Annotated in this window: 18 protein-coding genes; 8 read left to right on the forward strand and 10 right to left on the reverse strand. The window is 30.7% G+C overall.

Annotated elements, in window-relative coordinates; genetic code table 11:
- Positions 1-41: 41 nt before the first annotated feature.
- The 3 genes from JOP69_RS10655 to JOP69_RS10665 all read right to left on the reverse strand — a co-directional run bounded on the left by JOP69_RS10655 (position 42) and on the right by JOP69_RS10665 (position 2,505).
- Positions 42-884, reverse strand: a complete 843-nt coding sequence (locus tag JOP69_RS10655) for a DMT family transporter (protein ID WP_252191107.1) — start codon at positions 882-884, stop codon at positions 42-44.
- Positions 885-1,005: 121 nt separating this feature from the next.
- Positions 1,006-1,548 carry a hypothetical protein gene (locus JOP69_RS10660; protein WP_203392579.1) on the reverse strand — a complete coding sequence of 181 codons (543 nt, stop codon included), beginning with the start codon at positions 1,546-1,548 and terminating at the stop codon, positions 1,006-1,008.
- A gap of 150 nt (positions 1,549-1,698) precedes the next feature.
- A complete protein-coding gene (locus JOP69_RS10665) occupies positions 1,699-2,505 on the reverse strand; it encodes a DNA/RNA non-specific endonuclease (RefSeq protein WP_203392580.1) in 807 nt (268 codons plus the stop codon).
- A gap of 206 nt (positions 2,506-2,711) precedes the next feature.
- Here JOP69_RS10665 and JOP69_RS10670 point away from each other — a divergent pair, with 206 nt between their 5' ends.
- Positions 2,712-2,963: a hypothetical protein gene (locus tag JOP69_RS10670; RefSeq protein ID WP_203392581.1), complete on the forward strand. Its 252-nt coding sequence runs from the start codon at positions 2,712-2,714 to the stop codon at positions 2,961-2,963.
- Positions 2,963-3,244 (forward strand): type II toxin-antitoxin system RelE/ParE family toxin, encoded by a 282-nt coding sequence (locus JOP69_RS10675; protein WP_203392582.1) that lies wholly within the window; start codon positions 2,963-2,965, stop codon positions 3,242-3,244. The genes JOP69_RS10670 and JOP69_RS10675 overlap by 1 nt, the downstream gene beginning before the upstream one ends.
- Positions 3,245-3,481: 237 nt before the next feature.
- Here the strand turns inward: JOP69_RS10675 and ahcY are convergent, their stop codons facing one another.
- On the reverse strand, positions 3,482-4,795 hold the full coding sequence (gene ahcY, locus JOP69_RS10680) for an adenosylhomocysteinase (protein WP_203392583.1): 1,314 nt from the start codon (positions 4,793-4,795) through the stop codon (positions 3,482-3,484).
- Positions 4,796-4,858: 63 nt separating this feature from the next.
- Here ahcY and JOP69_RS10685 point away from each other — a divergent pair, with 63 nt between their 5' ends.
- Positions 4,859-5,485 carry a 4'-phosphopantetheinyl transferase superfamily protein gene (locus tag JOP69_RS10685; protein ID WP_203392584.1) on the forward strand — a complete coding sequence of 209 codons (627 nt, stop codon included), beginning with the start codon at positions 4,859-4,861 and terminating at the stop codon, positions 5,483-5,485.
- 74 nt (positions 5,486-5,559) lie between these two features.
- On the opposite strand, the gene JOP69_RS10690 is transcribed toward JOP69_RS10685, so the two are convergent.
- Entirely contained in the window at positions 5,560-5,910 is a 351-nt protein-coding gene (locus JOP69_RS10690; RefSeq protein WP_203392585.1) for a DUF983 domain-containing protein, read from the reverse strand.
- 184 nt (positions 5,911-6,094) lie between these two features.
- On the opposite strand from JOP69_RS10690, the gene JOP69_RS10695 reads away from it, so the two are divergent.
- The 5 genes from JOP69_RS10695 (at position 6,095) to arfB (ending at position 9,428) form a co-directional block, all read left to right on the forward strand.
- Positions 6,095-6,880 (forward strand): helix-turn-helix domain-containing protein, encoded by a 786-nt coding sequence (locus JOP69_RS10695; protein ID WP_349666054.1) that lies wholly within the window; start codon positions 6,095-6,097, stop codon positions 6,878-6,880.
- 75 nt (positions 6,881-6,955) lie between these two features.
- A complete protein-coding gene (locus JOP69_RS10700) occupies positions 6,956-7,678 on the forward strand; it encodes a geranylgeranylglyceryl/heptaprenylglyceryl phosphate synthase (protein WP_203392587.1) in 723 nt (240 codons plus the stop codon).
- 2 nt (positions 7,679-7,680) lie between these two features.
- Entirely contained in the window at positions 7,681-8,313 is a 633-nt protein-coding gene (gene pnuC / locus JOP69_RS10705) for a nicotinamide riboside transporter PnuC (RefSeq protein ID WP_203392588.1), read from the forward strand.
- Positions 8,274-8,933 (forward strand): AAA family ATPase, encoded by a 660-nt coding sequence (locus tag JOP69_RS10710; protein ID WP_203392589.1) that lies wholly within the window; start codon positions 8,274-8,276, stop codon positions 8,931-8,933. Before pnuC ends, JOP69_RS10710 begins: the two co-directional genes overlap by 40 nt.
- A gap of 90 nt (positions 8,934-9,023) precedes the next feature.
- A complete protein-coding gene (arfB, locus tag JOP69_RS10715) occupies positions 9,024-9,428 on the forward strand; it encodes an alternative ribosome rescue aminoacyl-tRNA hydrolase ArfB (RefSeq protein WP_203392590.1) in 405 nt (134 codons plus the stop codon).
- Here arfB and JOP69_RS10720 read toward each other — a convergent pair.
- From JOP69_RS10720 to JOP69_RS10740, 5 genes are all read right to left on the reverse strand, one after another.
- Complete coding sequence (locus tag JOP69_RS10720) at positions 9,425-10,396, reverse strand: phosphotransferase (protein ID WP_203392591.1); 972 nt, start codon at positions 10,394-10,396, stop codon at positions 9,425-9,427. The two genes, arfB and JOP69_RS10720, sit on opposite strands and share 4 nt — an antisense overlap.
- 1 nt (position 10,397) lies before the next feature.
- Positions 10,398-11,309: a nucleoside hydrolase gene (locus JOP69_RS10725; protein WP_203392592.1), complete on the reverse strand. Its 912-nt coding sequence runs from the start codon at positions 11,307-11,309 to the stop codon at positions 10,398-10,400.
- Between the two features lie 108 nt (positions 11,310-11,417).
- Positions 11,418-12,866, reverse strand: coding sequence for a SusD/RagB family nutrient-binding outer membrane lipoprotein (locus JOP69_RS10730; protein ID WP_203392593.1), 1,449 nt, complete (start codon positions 12,864-12,866; stop codon positions 11,418-11,420).
- Positions 12,867-12,870: 4 nt separating this feature from the next.
- Positions 12,871-16,131: a SusC/RagA family TonB-linked outer membrane protein gene (locus JOP69_RS10735; protein ID WP_252191108.1), complete on the reverse strand. Its 3,261-nt coding sequence runs from the start codon at positions 16,129-16,131 to the stop codon at positions 12,871-12,873.
- Between the two features lie 63 nt (positions 16,132-16,194).
- Positions 16,195-16,887: a DUF2064 domain-containing protein gene (locus JOP69_RS10740; RefSeq protein WP_203392594.1), complete on the reverse strand. Its 693-nt coding sequence runs from the start codon at positions 16,885-16,887 to the stop codon at positions 16,195-16,197.
- Between the last annotated feature and the right edge of the window lie 197 nt (positions 16,888-17,084).

Below are 17,084 nucleotides of genomic sequence, written 5' to 3' on the forward strand. Positions count from 1 at the left end.
TATGGTTGAAAATCTATGTGTTTTTTGGCTAGTCTATAAAATTAACTACGTTTTCGTTTTAAATAGATATTATAAAGCAAACCAAACATAATTAAAAAGACGCCAAGTAAAGTCCATAAATTATAGATTTCTCCAAACCAAAATGCACCAATAGCAATCATAAAAACCACTTCTAAATACTTTAAAGGAGCAATTACATTTGTTTCATGAGATTGTAATGCCTTGGTCATATATATCTGACCAACATAGCCAAAAACACCTAGACTCAATAACAATAACCACTCTATTAAATTTGGGTTCTTCCAGTGATTGATAGACATAATTCCTCCAAATACAAAAGCCATTACCATAAAGTAATTGATAATTACTAATGGATTTTCTGTATCTCCTATTTTACGAATTACCACAAAAATTACCCCTAATGAAATTGCAGACAAAAGAACTAATAGTATTCCAATAGAATTTACATCTACACCAAATCCTTTAATAATTAATACTCCTGCGAATGCTAATAAAAATAAAAACCATTGAACTGGTTTTATTTTTTCTTTTAAGAAAATAATTGCTAAAATAGCAGCAAAAATAGGAGAAGTATATCTTAACGAGACTGCCGTACCAATTGCTAAATAATTTAAAGCCTGAAAAAAACTGGTTAATGAAATTACGCCCGCCAAACCTCTAATTAACAATAACTTTTTATTGTTACCCAGAAAAGGAATCTTCGCTTTTAAAATTAATGGTACCGTAAAAAATAACGTACCAATAGATCTAAAAAACACAATTTGATACGCACTAAAATCATTTAAGTATTTTACAACTGTATTCATTAGTGAAAACGCAATGACACTAAAAATCATATAAAATATTGCCTTTGAGCTTTTCATTAAAAAATTGTTTGTACTATTTTAATTTAAGGCACAAAAATAACATTAAAATAAAGAAAACCCTTACAAATTAATGCAAGGGTTCTTAAATTTATACAATTATTACCTTTATAGAAATGGCTTATAATTTACTTTTTGCTTTATTTAATTTTATCTTTAATTTTTGAATTTTCTCAGCATATTTTGCTTCATCAAAAGGTGAAAGTTTTCCTGCTTTTTTTAATTTATCTCGTTTTTCTGTAGCTTTTTTAAGATTTCTTTCTGCTTTTACAAACTTCTTTTTTGACTTTTCTTTGTTTTTTAAAGCCTTTTCTGCTGATTTTTTTTCTTTTTCTACTTTTTTAGCTGCTTTCTCTTTTTTCTTTTGTTCCTTTTTTATGGCTTTTTCTTTGGCCTCTTTCTCTTTTGCTACTTTCTTTTCTGCTTTCTCTTTTGCTTCTTGTGCTTTTTTTGCTGCTTCAGCTTCCTTTAATTTTACAGAAATTAAAGTAGCCTCTTTTAAAATAGCAGCTTTTTCTTCTATTTTTAAAACTTCCGTAACGTCTGCTTTATCTAAAAATATTTTTTCTTTTTTAACTTCGTAAACCTTACCTTGTTTTGTTACCTGTTGAGAGAATGTGTTTAAAGACACTGCTAAAAGTACTAGTACTATATAATATTTCATTTTTATTTGTTTTGTTATCCTATTTATAAGACACCTAAATATCAAAAAAGTAACTTCTTTTTTTATCTTTTTTTAATGATTAAATTCTATTTAAAGTTTACAAACTAGCAATCAATCATTTAATACAGATTTATATTGAATAATCTTTAATCAAAAACTCCAGTTTTTATAACTACTAGAACTTTCTAACTTATTTTCGGTAGTATCATCTAATTCTTTAAAGAAATCGATACCCGTTATAGCTTCTATCTTATCTACGGAAACTACAAATTTATATAAAGGCAAATTAGATTCTTTATGAGGCATTAAAAAAGCCAACATTTTTACCCTACCATTCGTTTTGTCTAAGATTACTTTATAAAATTGATTTGGCACAGCAACTGCTTCACTTCCAATCGTTTTTAAATTGTTTTCTAAAACGCCACCTGTTATTACAAAAACTCCATCGTTTTTCTTTGCCCAATAACGGACTTTCTGTTCTAATCTGTTCCAAACACCTGCATTAAACTTGTGTTCTTGCGGGCTAATATTACTTGTTAAAAAGGTTTCATCATGTGCTTCCTTTGAAAAACGTCTGTCTGCTGCAGGACATAAATGCCCTTTATCGTAACCCGATTTTTTATAATTACGCCAATTTGCTGCTTTGGTTTTTACGGCATTATCAATTTCAAAATAAGGTCTTTTGTAATTTGTACTACTTAAATCGGATGCTTTTAACTCGTAAGCAACCCATTCTGCTTGTTCGTATTTTTCATTATAGGATAACGAATAGTTTTGATGATGCACCACTTGATTAGTAGTACTTGTTGGTAGAAAATATTGGTTTGTAGTCGCTTTAGGAATTTTACCGTTTTCTATGATACCATTTTCTTTTTTAGCATCTAATAGTTCTTCAGAACCTAAAACAGCTACTAATATGATAATGGCTATGATGGATAGTACTTGTTTTTTTTTCAAGGTGATTATTTTAAGTTGTAAAGGTATGAAAGAATGAGAAAAAAGGATTAGGACTTTATATGAGATTCCTCAATCGCCAAAAAAGGCTCATTTCGGAATAACAGGATAATTGAGAATTCAGATATAAAGACGTATAAAGTAATTTTAAAAAACAGGTATTTACCTTATAGATTGAAATAAATCTATTTTTACTATATTTGTTAAGTATGAATATCCAATCAGAAAAAAATCAATTAATTCAGCAAATCATAGAACTACAAGACGGTTCTGTAATTAAAAAAGTGCGTGAATTTCTATTGAAAGAAACTAAAAATGATGATTGGTACCATTCACTTTCTTCTTCCGAAAAAGAATCTATTGCTAAAGGATTAAATGATTTAGAAAACGGAAATATTGTTTCTCATGAAGATGTTATGATTTCTGTTAAAAACAAAATTATTGCCCTTAAACAACAATAGTGGAAATTATTTGGTCTGTTGCTTCCGAAAAATCTTACTTAACGAAAATTGAACAACTTTTTGATAAATGGGGAATTGAATTTGTCGAGAAATTTGAATTTCAAGTAAATCAATTGTTAGCTAAAATTACAAAACATAATTATTTTTGTCCAAAATCTGAGTATTTAGATTTACATAAATGTGTTATAAATAAATATATTTCTTTGATTTATAGAATTAATAATCATCAAAAAATTGAAATTGTTTTACTAATTTTTAATAAAAGTGAACACATTTTTTAAATGCTAAAATCCGCGTTAAGGATTGAGCGGTCTGTTTGAGCTCTTTTTTATTTTTCATAAAAAAAGCGAGTAGTGAAAGCCTGTTAAAACGCCCAAAAGAGTATAGTTATTATGAGATTCCTCAATCGTCTAAAAAGGCTCATTTCGGAATGACATAAAAAAGAAAAACCCTTTCAAATTAATGAAAGGGTTTGTGTATTATGAGATTCTGAAACGAGTTCAGAATGACAGATAGATTTAGTATCTATAGTGTTCTGGTTTATAAGGACCATCTACTGTTACACCAATATAAGATGCTTGCTCTTCGCGTAATTCTGTAAGCTCTACTCCTATTTTTGCAAGGTGTAATTTTGCTACTTTTTCATCTAAATGTTTTGGTAACATATACACATCATTTCCGTATGCTTCTTTGTTTTTCCAAAGTTCTATTTGTGCTAAAGTTTGGTTTGTAAATGAGTTAGACATTACAAAACTTGGGTGACCAGTTGCACATCCTAAATTTACCAAACGTCCTTCTGCTAAAAGAACAATATCATTACCGTTGATGTTATATTTATCAACCTGAGGTTTGATAGTATCTTTTGTATGACCATAGTTTTTATTTAACCAAGCCATGTCAATTTCATTATCAAAGTGCCCAATATTACATACAATAACTTTGTCTTTCATTGCTTCGAAATGACGTCCTTGTATAATATCTTTGTTACCTGTAGTTGTAATAATAATATCTGAATTTGCAACAACAGTTTCTAATTTCTTCACTTCAAAACCGTCCATTGCAGCTTGTAAAGCACAAATAGGATCGATTTCTGTAACTGTTACAATAGAACCTGCTCCTTTAAAAGAAGCTGCTGTTCCTTTACCAACATCTCCATAACCACAAACAGTAACACGTTTACCGGCTAACATAATATCTGTTGCTCTACGAATTGCATCTACTGCAGATTCTCTACAACCATATTTGTTATCGAATTTAGATTTTGTAACAGAATCGTTTACGTTAATTGCTGGCATTGGCAATGTTCCGTTTTTTACTCTTTCGTACAATCTATGAACTCCTGTTGTAGTTTCTTCTGATAAACCATTGATTCCTGCTGCTAATTCTGGATATTTATCCAAAACCATATTAGTTAAATCTCCACCATCATCTAAAATTAAGTTTAATGGTTTTCTGTCTTCTCCAAAGAATAAAGTTTGCTCAATACACCAGTCAAATTCTTCTTCTGTTAAACCTTTCCAAGCGTAAACTGCTGTTCCTGTAGCTGCAATTGCTGCTGCTGCTTGATCTTGTGTAGAAAAAATATTACAAGAACTCCAAGTTACTTCTGCACCTAAAGCTTGTAAAGTTTCTATTAAAACTGCTGTTTGAATTGTCATGTGTAGACAACCTGCAATTCTAGCTCCTTTTAAAGGTTGCTCGTTTTTATATTCTTCTCTTAAAGACATTAATCCTGGCATTTCTGCTTCTGCCAATAAAATTTCTTTTCTTCCCCAAGCTGCTAAAGAAATATCCTTAACTTTGTTTGGTACGTAAGCTAATTTAGTGCTCATATTATGTATATTTATATTCTAATTTTTCGAACTGCAAAGTTACGACATCCATTTTAAAAAAGTATGCCTCTTTACAAAAGTTTAACGATTAACGAAAACACCAAAGTATTCATTTGGAAAATTGATGAATCCTTTAATGAATTAAACAAGAACGTTTTACTTTCTGATAAAAGCCAGATTCGTTTAGATAGTATGAAATCTGACTTGCATCAAAGAGGATTTTTAAGTGTCCGTCATTTATTAAAAGAAGCGGGTTATTCTGATACTGATTTAATTTATGATGAATTTGGAAAACCGCATTTAAAAGATGGAAAGTATATTTCTATTACACATTCCTTTACTTTTTCTGGTTTAATTGTTTCTGATGATTTACATGTGGGTATTGACATTGAAATGCAACGTGATAAAATTTTGAAAATAGCTCATAAATTCACACATGTTAAAGAGTACGTTACCATTGCAAACCATGATGATTTAATTCGTAAACTAACCATTGTTTGGGGAGGAAAAGAGAGTTTGTATAAAATCTACGGAAAGAAACAACTACGTTTTTTAGAAAACATTTATATTGAAGATTTTAAGTTTTCTGATGTAAAAACAACCGGAGAAATTAGGTATAAAAATAGAACAACTTCTTACAAAATTCAATTTTTAGAATTTGATGGTTTTACGTGTGTCTATGCATATTAAAATATAAAGTAGTGGAATTACAAAAAATTAAGCAATTTTATTTTTAAAAACATCGCTACAGAACCAATTTTCTATTAATTATCATAAAACATATAAATCCAAATAGATCTAGAAAGTCTTAAATTAAAGGTACTCAATAAAATAATCGTTGTAATTGCTAAAAGCGCAACAGTTATGTAAGAGAAGTCTAATATAAACTTAAATAAAACCATACCTGCTATCATTTCTGCTGATACAAGTGCATAAGTTACAAACATAGCTCCAAAAAAGAAACCTGGTTCTTTCTCGAATTTAAAATGACACTCACTACAAGTTGTATACATTTTAGGAGACCTAAACATAAGAAGATTCCCTAATTCACTATACATTTTCCCTTTTTTACAATTAGGACATTTACATTTTAACATATCAATTACATTTGCCATAGCATCTAATTTAATTGGACAACAAAATTATGGTGATAAAATTCTAATTAACATATAGTATAATCGCCATTTTTTGTACTTTTAGGACATTATTATGAAAATACCTGTTTTAAAAATTGATCAATTTCAAGAATCCGAGTCGTTAAAGAATTTGTATATCAATTCTTTTTCAAATCATTTGGAATTGAATAAGAAGTTAATTGACAAACCTCACAGTCATAATTTTTATTTATGTGTGCTTTTTACGGAAGGGTTTGGTAAACATGAAATTGATTTTAACTCTTATCAAGTAAACCCAGGCAAGGTTTTCTTTTTAAAACCGGGACAAACTCATTCTTGGCAGTTTGATACAAAACCAGAAGGTTTTATCTTTTTTCACTCTCAAGAATTTTACGAAATTAAGTTTTTAGATCATACCCTTCACTCGTTTCCTTTTTATTATTCGAATCAGAATCCGCCTTTCTTAGAATTGTCTCCATTAAAAATGACCGTATTAAAACTAAAGTTTGAAGAAGTTTATGCAGAATATCAACAACAAAACTTGTTAAGAGAATTAAAAATAATAAATCTTATTAATAGTATTTATATAGATTTAACAAGAGCGTACACAGCAGATGTTAATTTAGAAAAACTCGTTTCTCCTAGTTATTCTATGATACTTGAAAATCTAGAAAACTTAATACATCAACATTTTTATAAAGAGAAATTACCTAAATTTTATTCCGATCAATTAAACATCACCACCAAACATCTTAATAGAGTTGTAAAAAAAGCACTGAACAAAACCACAAGTCAATTAATTTCTGAAAGAATTATCTTAGAATCGAAAAGATTAATTATTCATTCCGGAAATAATTTAGCTGCTATTGCAGATACACTTCAATTTTCTGATTACGCTTATTTTTCAAGGTTCTTTAAATCTAAAACAGGTTGTACGCCAATGGATTTTAGAAAAAAATATACTTCTTAAATAAGTAATTAGTATGTACATGAAAAACAGATCACTTTAATATTAATCTGCTTGTAATTTCTTATTTTCGCAGTTGTGAATATTTATAAGAACATTTTATTAGCAAAAAAGGAAAACAGAAAATTACTCGCAGTTTTAATCGACCCAGAGAAAATTGATTTAAATAATATTGCTTCTTTTTTTGAAAAAGTACACCAATCTATTACAACACATATTTTTGTTGGTGGAAGCACAGATAAAGACAGCGTAACAGATAAAGTGGTTGCAGCAATTAAAAAAACAACGCATTTACCTGTTGTTCTTTTTCCTGGTGATGTAAAACAAATAACACAAAAAGCAGACGGAATTCTGTTTCTAAGCTTGCTTTCTGGCAGAAACCCGGAGTATTTAATTGAACAACAAATAAAAAGTGTCCCTTTTTTAAAGGATTCCTCTTTAGAAATTCTACCAACGGGTTACATTTTAATTGACGGACAAAAAGATACAGCAACCCAAAAAGTAAGTAACACAAAACCAATTGCTCAAGAAAACACCGAACTCATTTTAAACACCGCTTTAGCTGGCGAATTTTCTGGTAAAAAATTGATTTACCTAGAAGCCGGTTCTGGAGCCACAGTGCCTGTGGACGCAAATATTATCACTCTTGTGAAAAGTAATTTATCGATTCCTTTAATTGTTGGTGGCGGAATTCGTTCTAAAAAACAATTAGAAAATGCGTTTAATGCAGGTGCAGATTTAGTGGTTATTGGTACTGCTTTTGAAAATGATGAAGCGTTTTTTAAAGACTTAAAAAAATAAAAATGTCAGAAATTATCGATTTCCTTTTCGGACAATACAAAACCTATTCTACTATAGATATTACTTTAGAGGTTGTTGCTATAATATTCGGTTTTTTATCGGTTTGGTATTCTAAACAGAATAAAATTTGGGTATTCCCAACGGGAATGGTTAGTACACTTATTTTTGTATACCTTCTTTTAAAATGGGAACTTTTAGGTGATATGATGATCAACGCCTACTACTTTATAATGAGTGTTTATGGTTGGTACATTTGGACTTATAAAAGTGATGGAGAACATGAAACACCGATTTCTAGAACTACTTTAAAAGAAAAGAAACTTAGCGTTTTTATTTTTATAGCAACCCTTATTTTTGTGTATGCCGTATATACTTATTTCGAAAAATGGACGAGTTGGACGGCATATGTAGACACTGTTACAACGGCAATTTTCTTTGTGGGTATGTGGTTAATGGCAAAACGAAAAATAGAAAACTGGATTTATTGGATTGTTGGAGACATCATTTCTACTCCTCTATATTTTTATAAAGGATTTACTTTTACGAGTTTTCAATATTTAATATTTACTTTTATAGCAATATCAGGTTATTTAGCATGGAAAAAGAACTTAAACAAGACCCAATTAACATCGTAAAAGTTGTTTTATTCGGACCAGAATCTTCAGGAAAAACAACTCTTTCTCGTCATTTGGCACGTTATTACAATACGGTTTGGGCACCAGAATTTGCGCGTGAATACTTGCAAGAAAAATGGAATAACGAGCGTAAAACGTGCGAAAAAAAAGATTTACTTCCTATTGCCATCGGACAAATGAAATTAGAAAATTCTTTAGCAAAAAAAGCTGATAAAATTTTAATTTGCGATACTGATTTACTAGAAACCAAAGTATACTCAGAAGAGTTTTATGGTGGTTTTGTTGATGAAAGACTAAACGAAGCGGCTAGCGAAAACCAGTATGATTTGTATTTGTTAACTTACATTGATACGCCTTGGGAAGAAGATGATTTACGGGACAGACCAGAACTGCGTTTAGAGATGTTTAATGCTTTTGAAAAATCTTTAATAGACAATAACAGGCCTTATATTCTACTAAAAGGCGATAAAGAAACGCGTTTAAAAAATGCCACTGCAGCTATAAATAAAATTATTGCTGATAAAAATGATTTACATTCGTTTTCTGATTCATTAGAAGATGTAGACATGCATTTTTTATATCAAAATTCTATAGATTTTGGTACTCCTTTTGAGTACTAAAAAAGTACGTCTGATCGAGTGCAGTCGAGAGCTGTTTAACTTCTCATAATTAAATAAACCTCTCGACTGCGCTTGAGGTGATAAAAAAATATGAACAAAGAAAACATACTAAAAGAACTCAATTTTAAAGGTATTAGAAGCTCTGGTGCTGGTGGACAACATGTAAATAAAACCTCCTCTAAAATTGAATTAACTTTCGATTTAGAAAACTCTCTTTCTCTTTCTGAGATAGAAAAAGAGCTCTTAAAAACTAAGCTTTCCAATAAATTAACAAAAGACAACAACCTCATCTTGTTTTGTGAAGAATCTCGTTCTCAGCATAGAAATAAAGACTTGGCAATCAAACGATTTTTAGAATTATTACGTGTCAATTTAATTCGTCCGAAAAAAAGAAGACCTACAAAACCAAGTAAATCTTCTGTTCGAAAAAATGCAGAAAAGAAAAAAAGAACTTCTGTAAAAAAAGCATTGAGAAAAAAACCCGGATTAGATTAATCAACAATTAATAATCTCGCTATTTCTAGCAATTCTTTCTTTTCTTCTAAAGTTCTATCTAAAGGAAGTTGGGCTATACCAATTAACCTTCTCATAATTTCAATTCCTGTTATTTGCAAGAAAAGGCGTTCATCAAACTTTAATGTATACGCTTTTTTAACAGTAGAAATTAATAGTTTATTTCCGGTTGCCATTACCATATGTGCCGCCATAACTCCCAAATCGAATTCTGGAAAACCTTTAAAACTAAATTCTGGGTCAATTACAAATACCTCATCTTCTTTGGTCATCCAACTACCAGGATAATAATCTCCGTGTAGTAAAGTTGTTCCTTCGGATAAATAACGTTCTCCAACTAAAGCAATTTGTTCTTTTAATTTTTCATCCTTTTTATAAGCTTGTGACACTGCTTCTAATCCATCTTGAATAGTATCTAAAGAAAAACCATTATCAACAGCAAAAGGCAAAACAAATATATGTTGATGATTTAACACACGTAATTCTTTGTTTTCTGGATACGTCTCAGAAACATCACTTTTATGAATATTAGAAAGAATATCTACCAAAAGTTGAATTGATTCCGTTTCTATAGCACGATTTTTATAAACAAAACTCATGTCTTCACAATTCCCTAAATCCTCTAAAATCAATACATAATTTTTAGCGTCATAAGCAAGAACTTCAGGAATATGAGACGTTACAACAGGACTTTCAATAGCTTTATAAAATTGATATTCTACATCAATTCTATCTTCTGGTGCAGGAATATCTTGATATTTCTGTACAAAAGGACGCGATTGTTTTACAATAAAAGAACGCTGATTGGTTTTTACACGCAACACCACATTCATATTTCCTTCTCCTGGTTTTTCTACGGATAAAATTTCTTCAGACTCCTTTAAAAAATTGATTTCTAATAGAAATTCTTTGATGACTTTTAAATCTGTATGTATATCAATATACTTCATATTACAATTTATTAAGGTGTTTCCAAAAAGCCTTTTCCATTGCTTTTTGATCTAAATCGGTGTACACACCAATAGTTCGTTTTGTGTTTTCTTTTGGGGTTTGTAAAGGCGTTATCGTTGCATATTCAGGGTTTATTAAAGCCTCAATAAGAGCAACATCCCACATTACCCATTTTTTCTTTTTAGGATCTTTTTTTGTCCACCAACGATTGTATGTATCCCAACGATTTACTAAGATGTCTTTAATGCCGCCTTTTCCTTTTAACTGTTTATCTATCGTTTTCTTTTTAAAAACTAAATGCTGAGAAGTAGTTGCCGTCATTACATTAAACTCTAAATCAACCGTATTTAAAAGAACATCCACTGCAAGTGGATCATTACCCGAATTGAACTCTTTTTTGTTATACGTATTCGTTTTTACCGTGTGCCAAAAACCAAGATAATTTACACGGATTTTAGAAATGATAGAAGGATCTTCTAAAATTGCCGAAGCAACATTGGTACAAGAACCTAAAATAACCAAATCTAATTTTTCGTTATCTTTCATTTCGTGTGCTTTTTCAATAATAAATTTAGAAGCTTCCGAAGGAGAAGGTGTTGTCATAGACGCTAACGGAACATTACTACCTAAAGGCAATTTAATTTCTGGGCGGTGCATCACTTTAATTATTTGCTCATTAATAGCCTGACTTTCACCAACCGTATTTTCTGTTGCTTGTGGCGATGTATGAAACTGTGCAGAAGTAATACCTAAAAGATGAAGTGCAGGTTCATCTATAGCACGTACCAGCGCAAAAAGATCATCTACTTCATTTGCGGTGTCTGCATCAATAATTAAATGTATCGGTTTTTGTTGTGCTTCTGCAAAGGCAGAAACCAACAAAAGGAATATAAATGTGTATATCGTTTTCATGTAATTTGTCATTATATAAGATGTTTTATATTTCAATTGTAAACAAACATTTTTAAAGTATAAATTATGGGTTTAACTCTCTTTATTTTTAATTTAAAGATTTAAAAATTAATCTTTCTCCCACCAACCTTTACTATTAATATTGTCTCCACCAATCCTTTCTGCAGCTTCTTTATAATTAGCGTTGTTAGAAGCTTGCTCAGACTCTGGATACAAATAACGAACCGGATAACGATCTTGATTAAAATTATCTGGACCAGCTACTAAATTAGGGATTCCTGTTCTACGAATATTAAACCAAGCTTCATGACCTACAGAAATTAAACTCAACCATTTTTGAGTCATAATTTTTGTGATATCATCGTTACTTCCATCTAAAGCAACAGCAGTTCTTGTAAAATAATCTGCAGGAATTTCTGTGTTATAATAAGCAAAACTAGCTGCAATTCCGTTTTGGTAATACGTATTTACATCACCAGAAATAAAACCTTTAGCAACAGCTTCTGCCAAAGCAAATTGAGTTTCGGAATATTGCATGTATTGTGCGTCTACGCCATTAGGAATATCTCTAAAAATAGTTCCGAATAAAGAAATATTATTTAAGTCTACACCACTAGCGGCAATACTATTATTCGATTGTCCGTTTAATAAACCATGAAATTCTGCGGTTGTATTAGCAGTTGCATTTGTAGGTTTATATAGAACAGCCATTCTAGGATCGTTCCAAGATTTTAAAATTTCTTCTACAGTAATCGTCATGGTATGTTCATTATTAATACCAGAAGCTGCATTAAATAAAGGAAACTGATTTGGTGATGTACTTAAATAAGGAAGAACAGCATTATCATTGTTAGATTGCATGATGCTACCGGAATCTGCCAAAGCTTGCAAATCTGAAAAATCACTTAAACGCTTACTAATACGCATTAAATAACGGACTTGTAGAGAGTTGGCAAATTTTATCCATTTACTTAAATCACCATTAAATAAAACATCACCTTCAATAATAGCATTGTTGTTTTCTAATGTTGCGGCAGCATTTTTTAAAGTAGCCAAAATACCTGTTTCAGGATCTGTATAAATACTTTCTTGCGTATCGTATTTAGGCGAAAAAACACCATCAACAGCTCCTAAAGCTGCTGTATACGGAACATCATTCCATAAATCGGTAAGTTGAGAAAATAAATAACTTTTCATAATATCACCAACCGCATTATAAGCACTATTTGTGGTTTCTGAATTTTGTATTGATTCTATGTCAGTAAGCAAACCAAAAATAGCGTTCCAATATCCACTATTAGACCCCATTTCATAACGATCAATACGTTCAAACTCAATACTAGCCGAGAATTGAGCTAAATAATTAGCTTGTCTAAAGCCTTGGTCGTATGCATTTAAGTCTGAAGAAACCGAAAGAACATTGGTTAATAAAAATTGCGGAGCAACGGATTCTGGATTATTATTATTTGTATTAATTTCTTCGAAACCGTTAGTACACGCAGTAAAAAATGTACTAAAAACGAAGATTGCTAAAAATATATTTTTATAATTTTTCATTTTCTTAAAATTCAGTTTTAATACTAATTCCGAAACTTCTTGTAGATGGGTATGAGAAATCTTCAACACCCTGTGTTACACTTTGTCCTTGTAAAGCATTTAGCTCAGGATCAAAGTGAGGATTTTCTGTAAATAAGAATAAATTACTACCTGTTAACCCAATTTTTATTTTTTGGAAACCAATTCTATTGACTAAGCTTTTATTAAACTTATAATAAATACTTAATTGTCTTAATTTTAAATAAGAAGCATCATATAATGCACTTGCTTCATTACCACGATCAAAAAAGCTATTATTGTATGTTTGTGCAGAAACATTAGTAGTGTTTGCAACATATTGTGGTGCTGCATCTGTACCTATATTAACCACACCATTACCTACAATACCTGTTTCTCTACCGTTTAAAGTTTCTTTTAATACACCAGAAGTACTTCCTAAAGCTTTCGTTCTTGAAACGATTGTTCCACCTTGTCTCCAATCGAATAAAAAGGATAAGTTTATATTTTTATAGGTAAAGTTATTATTAAAACCTATTTGAAAATCTGGATTATAATTTCCTAATAAACGTAAATTAGGATCTTGTACAGGTAGACCATTAGCATTGTGAAGAATTTCTCCATCAATTTCTACAAAACCAGTACCAAACATATCTCCAACCCTACCACCTTCTTGGGCAATATAAAAAACACTATTAGAACCGCCAGAACCAGAAAACACATCTGCAGAACCTGTTACAAATTGCTCTACTCCTTCTGGTAATTCTGTAACAATACTTCTAGAAGTAGAGAAATTTACAGAACTTTCCCATTTAAAATCTTTATTTTTAATTAGAATACTACTCAATAAAATTTCTAAACCTCTCGTACGAACTTCACCACCATTTATATTAAAATTACCAAAACCACTTGCTTGAGAAATAGGACTAGATATAATTTGATCTACACTCGTATTTTGATAGGCAGAAAGATCTACTTGTAAACGATTGTTTAAAAACCAAGCTTCAATACCCGTTTCTAAAGCATTTAATCTTTCTGGTTTTAAATTGGAATTCTTTAGTACATTCTCATTGGTTACACGAAAATTGGTTCCGTAATTTTGATTTAATAAATAGTTCTGGTTGTTTTGATAAGGATCTGTATCATTACCAACACTTGCACCACTAAAACGAAATTTTAAGAAAGAGATTGCTTCAGGTAATGTCACTAATTTACTAATTACAGCACTTACGCCGGCAGAATAATATCCAAAAGAATTGTTATTGGCAGGTAAGGTACTACTCCAATCATTTCTATAAGAAACATCAAAATAAAGAGCATCTTTATAGTTTAAATTACCAGTTGCATATACACTATTTATTCTTTTAGTAAACGTATTACTTTCTGCAACCAAAGCAGCTTTGGAGTTTGCAAGTGTAAAAATATCTGGAATAGCTAGTTGAGGCGCTAAAGTATAACTGTATTCTATTTCTTGATCAAAACGATTAGCACCTGCACTTACATTGTATTTCCAATTTTCATTAATTACATCATCATAAGAGATTAATACATCTGTGTTTAATTCTTTAAAAAACACATTATCTTCTCTATAAGAACCTTCTAGATTTGCATTGGTACTTACAGCACGTCTAAATTCTCGCTTATCATTATAAGTATCTAAACCAGCACGTACGGTTGCAGTTAATTTGTCTGTAATATTGTAAACAGCGGCAGCGTTTCCTAAAAATCTGTTTTTATTAAAACTGTTGGTGTTTTCAAAAACAGTTAAATAAGGGTTTGTTAACCAGTTGTAGTTAATATCAAAATGCTGAGAACCTTCTTGTCCTGCTTGCCAATAATTTTTAAAGGAATTAACATTTGCTTGTCTACCTGTCCAATTAAAACCATAAAGAGGGTTTTCGTATCCGTATCCTAAATTAGGACGGTTTCCACTTCTTGTATTAATATAATTAACAAAAGCATTTACATGTAACTTGTTGTGTAATTCTTGGTTTAAACTTATAGAAATACCATCTCTTTTTAAATCTGTATTTGGTACAATTCCTTCGTTTATTAAATTACTATATGAAAATCTACTACTTCCTTTATCGCCAGAAGAGCTAATAGCAATATTATTTTGCTTCGTAATTCCGGTTTTAAAAAAATTACGCACATTATTAGGGTTAGAAACCCAAGCTGTTGGTGTAATTGGTGTTAAAGTTCCGTCTGCTTGTGTTCTTGCAATAACGTCTCCAGCACGAACTGTATTTCCATTAATATCTATAGATGGACTATCAAATTGATTGATTAAAAAACCTTGATCTAAACGTGGACCATAACTACTTAAACCACCATCGTTAACACCAGCTCCAGCACCATTTTGAAAAGAATATTCACCATTAGAACCGCCACCATATACATTTTGATAATCTGGTAAGGTTAATAAAGTTTCTATGGTTAAAGAGCTATTAATGCTAATACCCAAACCTTTTTTCTTTTCACCTCTTTTGGTCGTAATTAATACCACTCCGTTAGCAGCTCTTGCACCATATAAAGCAGCAGAACCAGCTCCTTTTAAAATAGAGATAGAAGCAATATCATCCGGACTAATTTCAGATGCTCCATTACCATAATCTACTTCTTGTAACGAACCATCGTTTACTAAATCACTTGTAATTTGCTCATTACTAATAGGTACACCATCAACTACAAATAAAGGTTGATTGGAGCTGCTTAAAGAGTTCTCTCCACGAATAACAATACGAGAAGAAGATCCTACACCAGAAGAACCATTGGTAACTTTTACACCAGCAACTTGTCCTGCAAGGCTATTTACCACGTTCGTAAGCGTAACTTCTGTAAGAGCCGCAGGTTTTATAGTAGTTACGGAAGAAACTAAAGATTGTTTTTCTCTTTTAATTCCTAAAGCAGTAACAACAACTTCGTTTAACGTTTCTTGCTGAAATGAAGCAGGAAACAATAACAATTTTACTACCGATTCTTCATTTGGACGAACATTTATCATATCGGAAATAGTGGTTCCGTATGTTTTGTTTCCATCAAAAATAACTTGATAACCGTTTGCAGCGCCAATGGAATTAAAAGAAGCTTTACCTACTTCGTTTGTGGTCTTTTTTGCTTCATAACCTTGCTGATCATTCACAAGCGTAACAGTTATATTTTTAATTGGTGCTTTAGTATTATAATCTATGGCATAAACCACAAGATCTTCTTGAGCACTTAGGCTAATAGTAAATAGCGCAAGTAACCCGAAAAATAAATTCTTCATTAATTTGAGTTAAAATGTATGTGAAATAATAAGTCCTGTTTTTACAGAAAATTGTACTTATAATTAATTACAAACCAATGGAGGTCCTTTATTGTATAGATGATTTAAAGAAGCTTCTTTAAATTGTTGAAGAATGTATTTGCTTACTTTTAAAATTACTACTTGTAGATTTTGTAATAATTTAAGTGCTTTTATTTTTAGAAAAGAAAGTGACGCAATGTTTTTAGAAATATCTAATTCTTCATCTAAATCGTATAAATAAGGAAGTGTAGCAGTTGCTATTTCTTTTGCTGATAAAAGCGTTTTTAATTCTTTATATAATGTTGATGATTCCCAAGGAAGTGAAAGAAATTCTGAGGCTTTAAATTGATCTTTACGTATACCCAAAAGATAAAAACCACCATCGTAAGAAGGTCCAACAGGTATTTGATTGTTTTCTACGGATTCTATGGCAGCACGAAGATGCTTTTTTTCTAAACCTAAAGTATCGTTACCAACTGTTATAACATTATTATACCCTTTTTTAAAAATGTCTGAAACGGTATTTACATAACGTTCTCCAAAATTATTTCCTTTTTGGTCTTTCTCTGTATAATGAAAATAGTCTACGCCTAAAGAACTAACTTTTTCTTTAATTAAAGCATTCAGTTTGCTAGCCGTATCCTTTTTTTGAAGGAAAGGCTTACGTAAATTTTCGGCTTCTTGAGAAAGCGAAAAGATAAGAATAGCAGTTTTAGAATGTTTTAAATTGATCAAAAGTTTATTTTAAATTCTAGCAGTCGTAATATAATAGTGCAAATTACAAAATCAATTTCATTTAGGAAATGTCAAAAATAAGCAAAGAGGCTTAGCCCTGATTGCAGCGGCATCCTTTTTTTGTTTTTCACAAAAAAAGATATAGCGAAAAGCAGGAAATAGCTTCAAAAAAAAATGCTTTTGTTATTCTTTATGTC

The sequence above is a fragment of the Polaribacter sp. Q13 genome (assembly GCF_016858305.2).
GTDB lineage: Bacteria > Bacteroidota > Bacteroidia > Flavobacteriales > Flavobacteriaceae > Polaribacter.

Excerpts from the sequence above, each read along its gene's own strand:
- JOP69_RS10685 (WP_203392584.1), top strand. The coding sequence starts at position 4,859 with ATGCCTCTTTACAAAAGTTTAACGATTAACGAAAACACCAAAGTATTC.
- JOP69_RS10670 (WP_203392581.1), top strand. The coding sequence starts at position 2,712 with ATGAATATCCAATCAGAAAAAAATCAATTAATTCAGCAAATCATAGAA.
- pnuC (WP_203392588.1), top strand. The coding sequence starts at position 7,681 with ATGTCAGAAATTATCGATTTCCTTTTCGGACAATACAAAACCTATTCT.
- JOP69_RS10720 (WP_203392591.1), bottom strand. The coding sequence starts at position 10,396 with ATGAAGTATATTGATATACATACAGATTTAAAAGTCATCAAAGAATTT.
- JOP69_RS10655 (WP_252191107.1), bottom strand. The coding sequence starts at position 884 with ATGAAAAGCTCAAAGGCAATATTTTATATGATTTTTAGTGTCATTGCG.
- arfB (WP_203392590.1), top strand. The coding sequence starts at position 9,024 with ATGAACAAAGAAAACATACTAAAAGAACTCAATTTTAAAGGTATTAGA.
- JOP69_RS10710 (WP_203392589.1), top strand. The coding sequence starts at position 8,274 with ATGGAAAAAGAACTTAAACAAGACCCAATTAACATCGTAAAAGTTGTT.
- ahcY (WP_203392583.1), bottom strand. The coding sequence starts at position 4,795 with ATGAGCACTAAATTAGCTTACGTACCAAACAAAGTTAAGGATATTTCT.
- JOP69_RS10660 (WP_203392579.1), bottom strand. The coding sequence starts at position 1,548 with ATGAAATATTATATAGTACTAGTACTTTTAGCAGTGTCTTTAAACACA.
- JOP69_RS10730 (WP_203392593.1), bottom strand. The coding sequence starts at position 12,866 with ATGAAAAATTATAAAAATATATTTTTAGCAATCTTCGTTTTTAGTACA.
- JOP69_RS10735 (WP_252191108.1), bottom strand. The coding sequence starts at position 16,131 with ATGAAGAATTTATTTTTCGGGTTACTTGCGCTATTTACTATTAGCCTA.
- JOP69_RS10690 (WP_203392585.1), bottom strand. The coding sequence starts at position 5,910 with ATGGCAAATGTAATTGATATGTTAAAATGTAAATGTCCTAATTGTAAA.
- JOP69_RS10725 (WP_203392592.1), bottom strand. The coding sequence starts at position 11,309 with ATGAAAACGATATACACATTTATATTCCTTTTGTTGGTTTCTGCCTTT.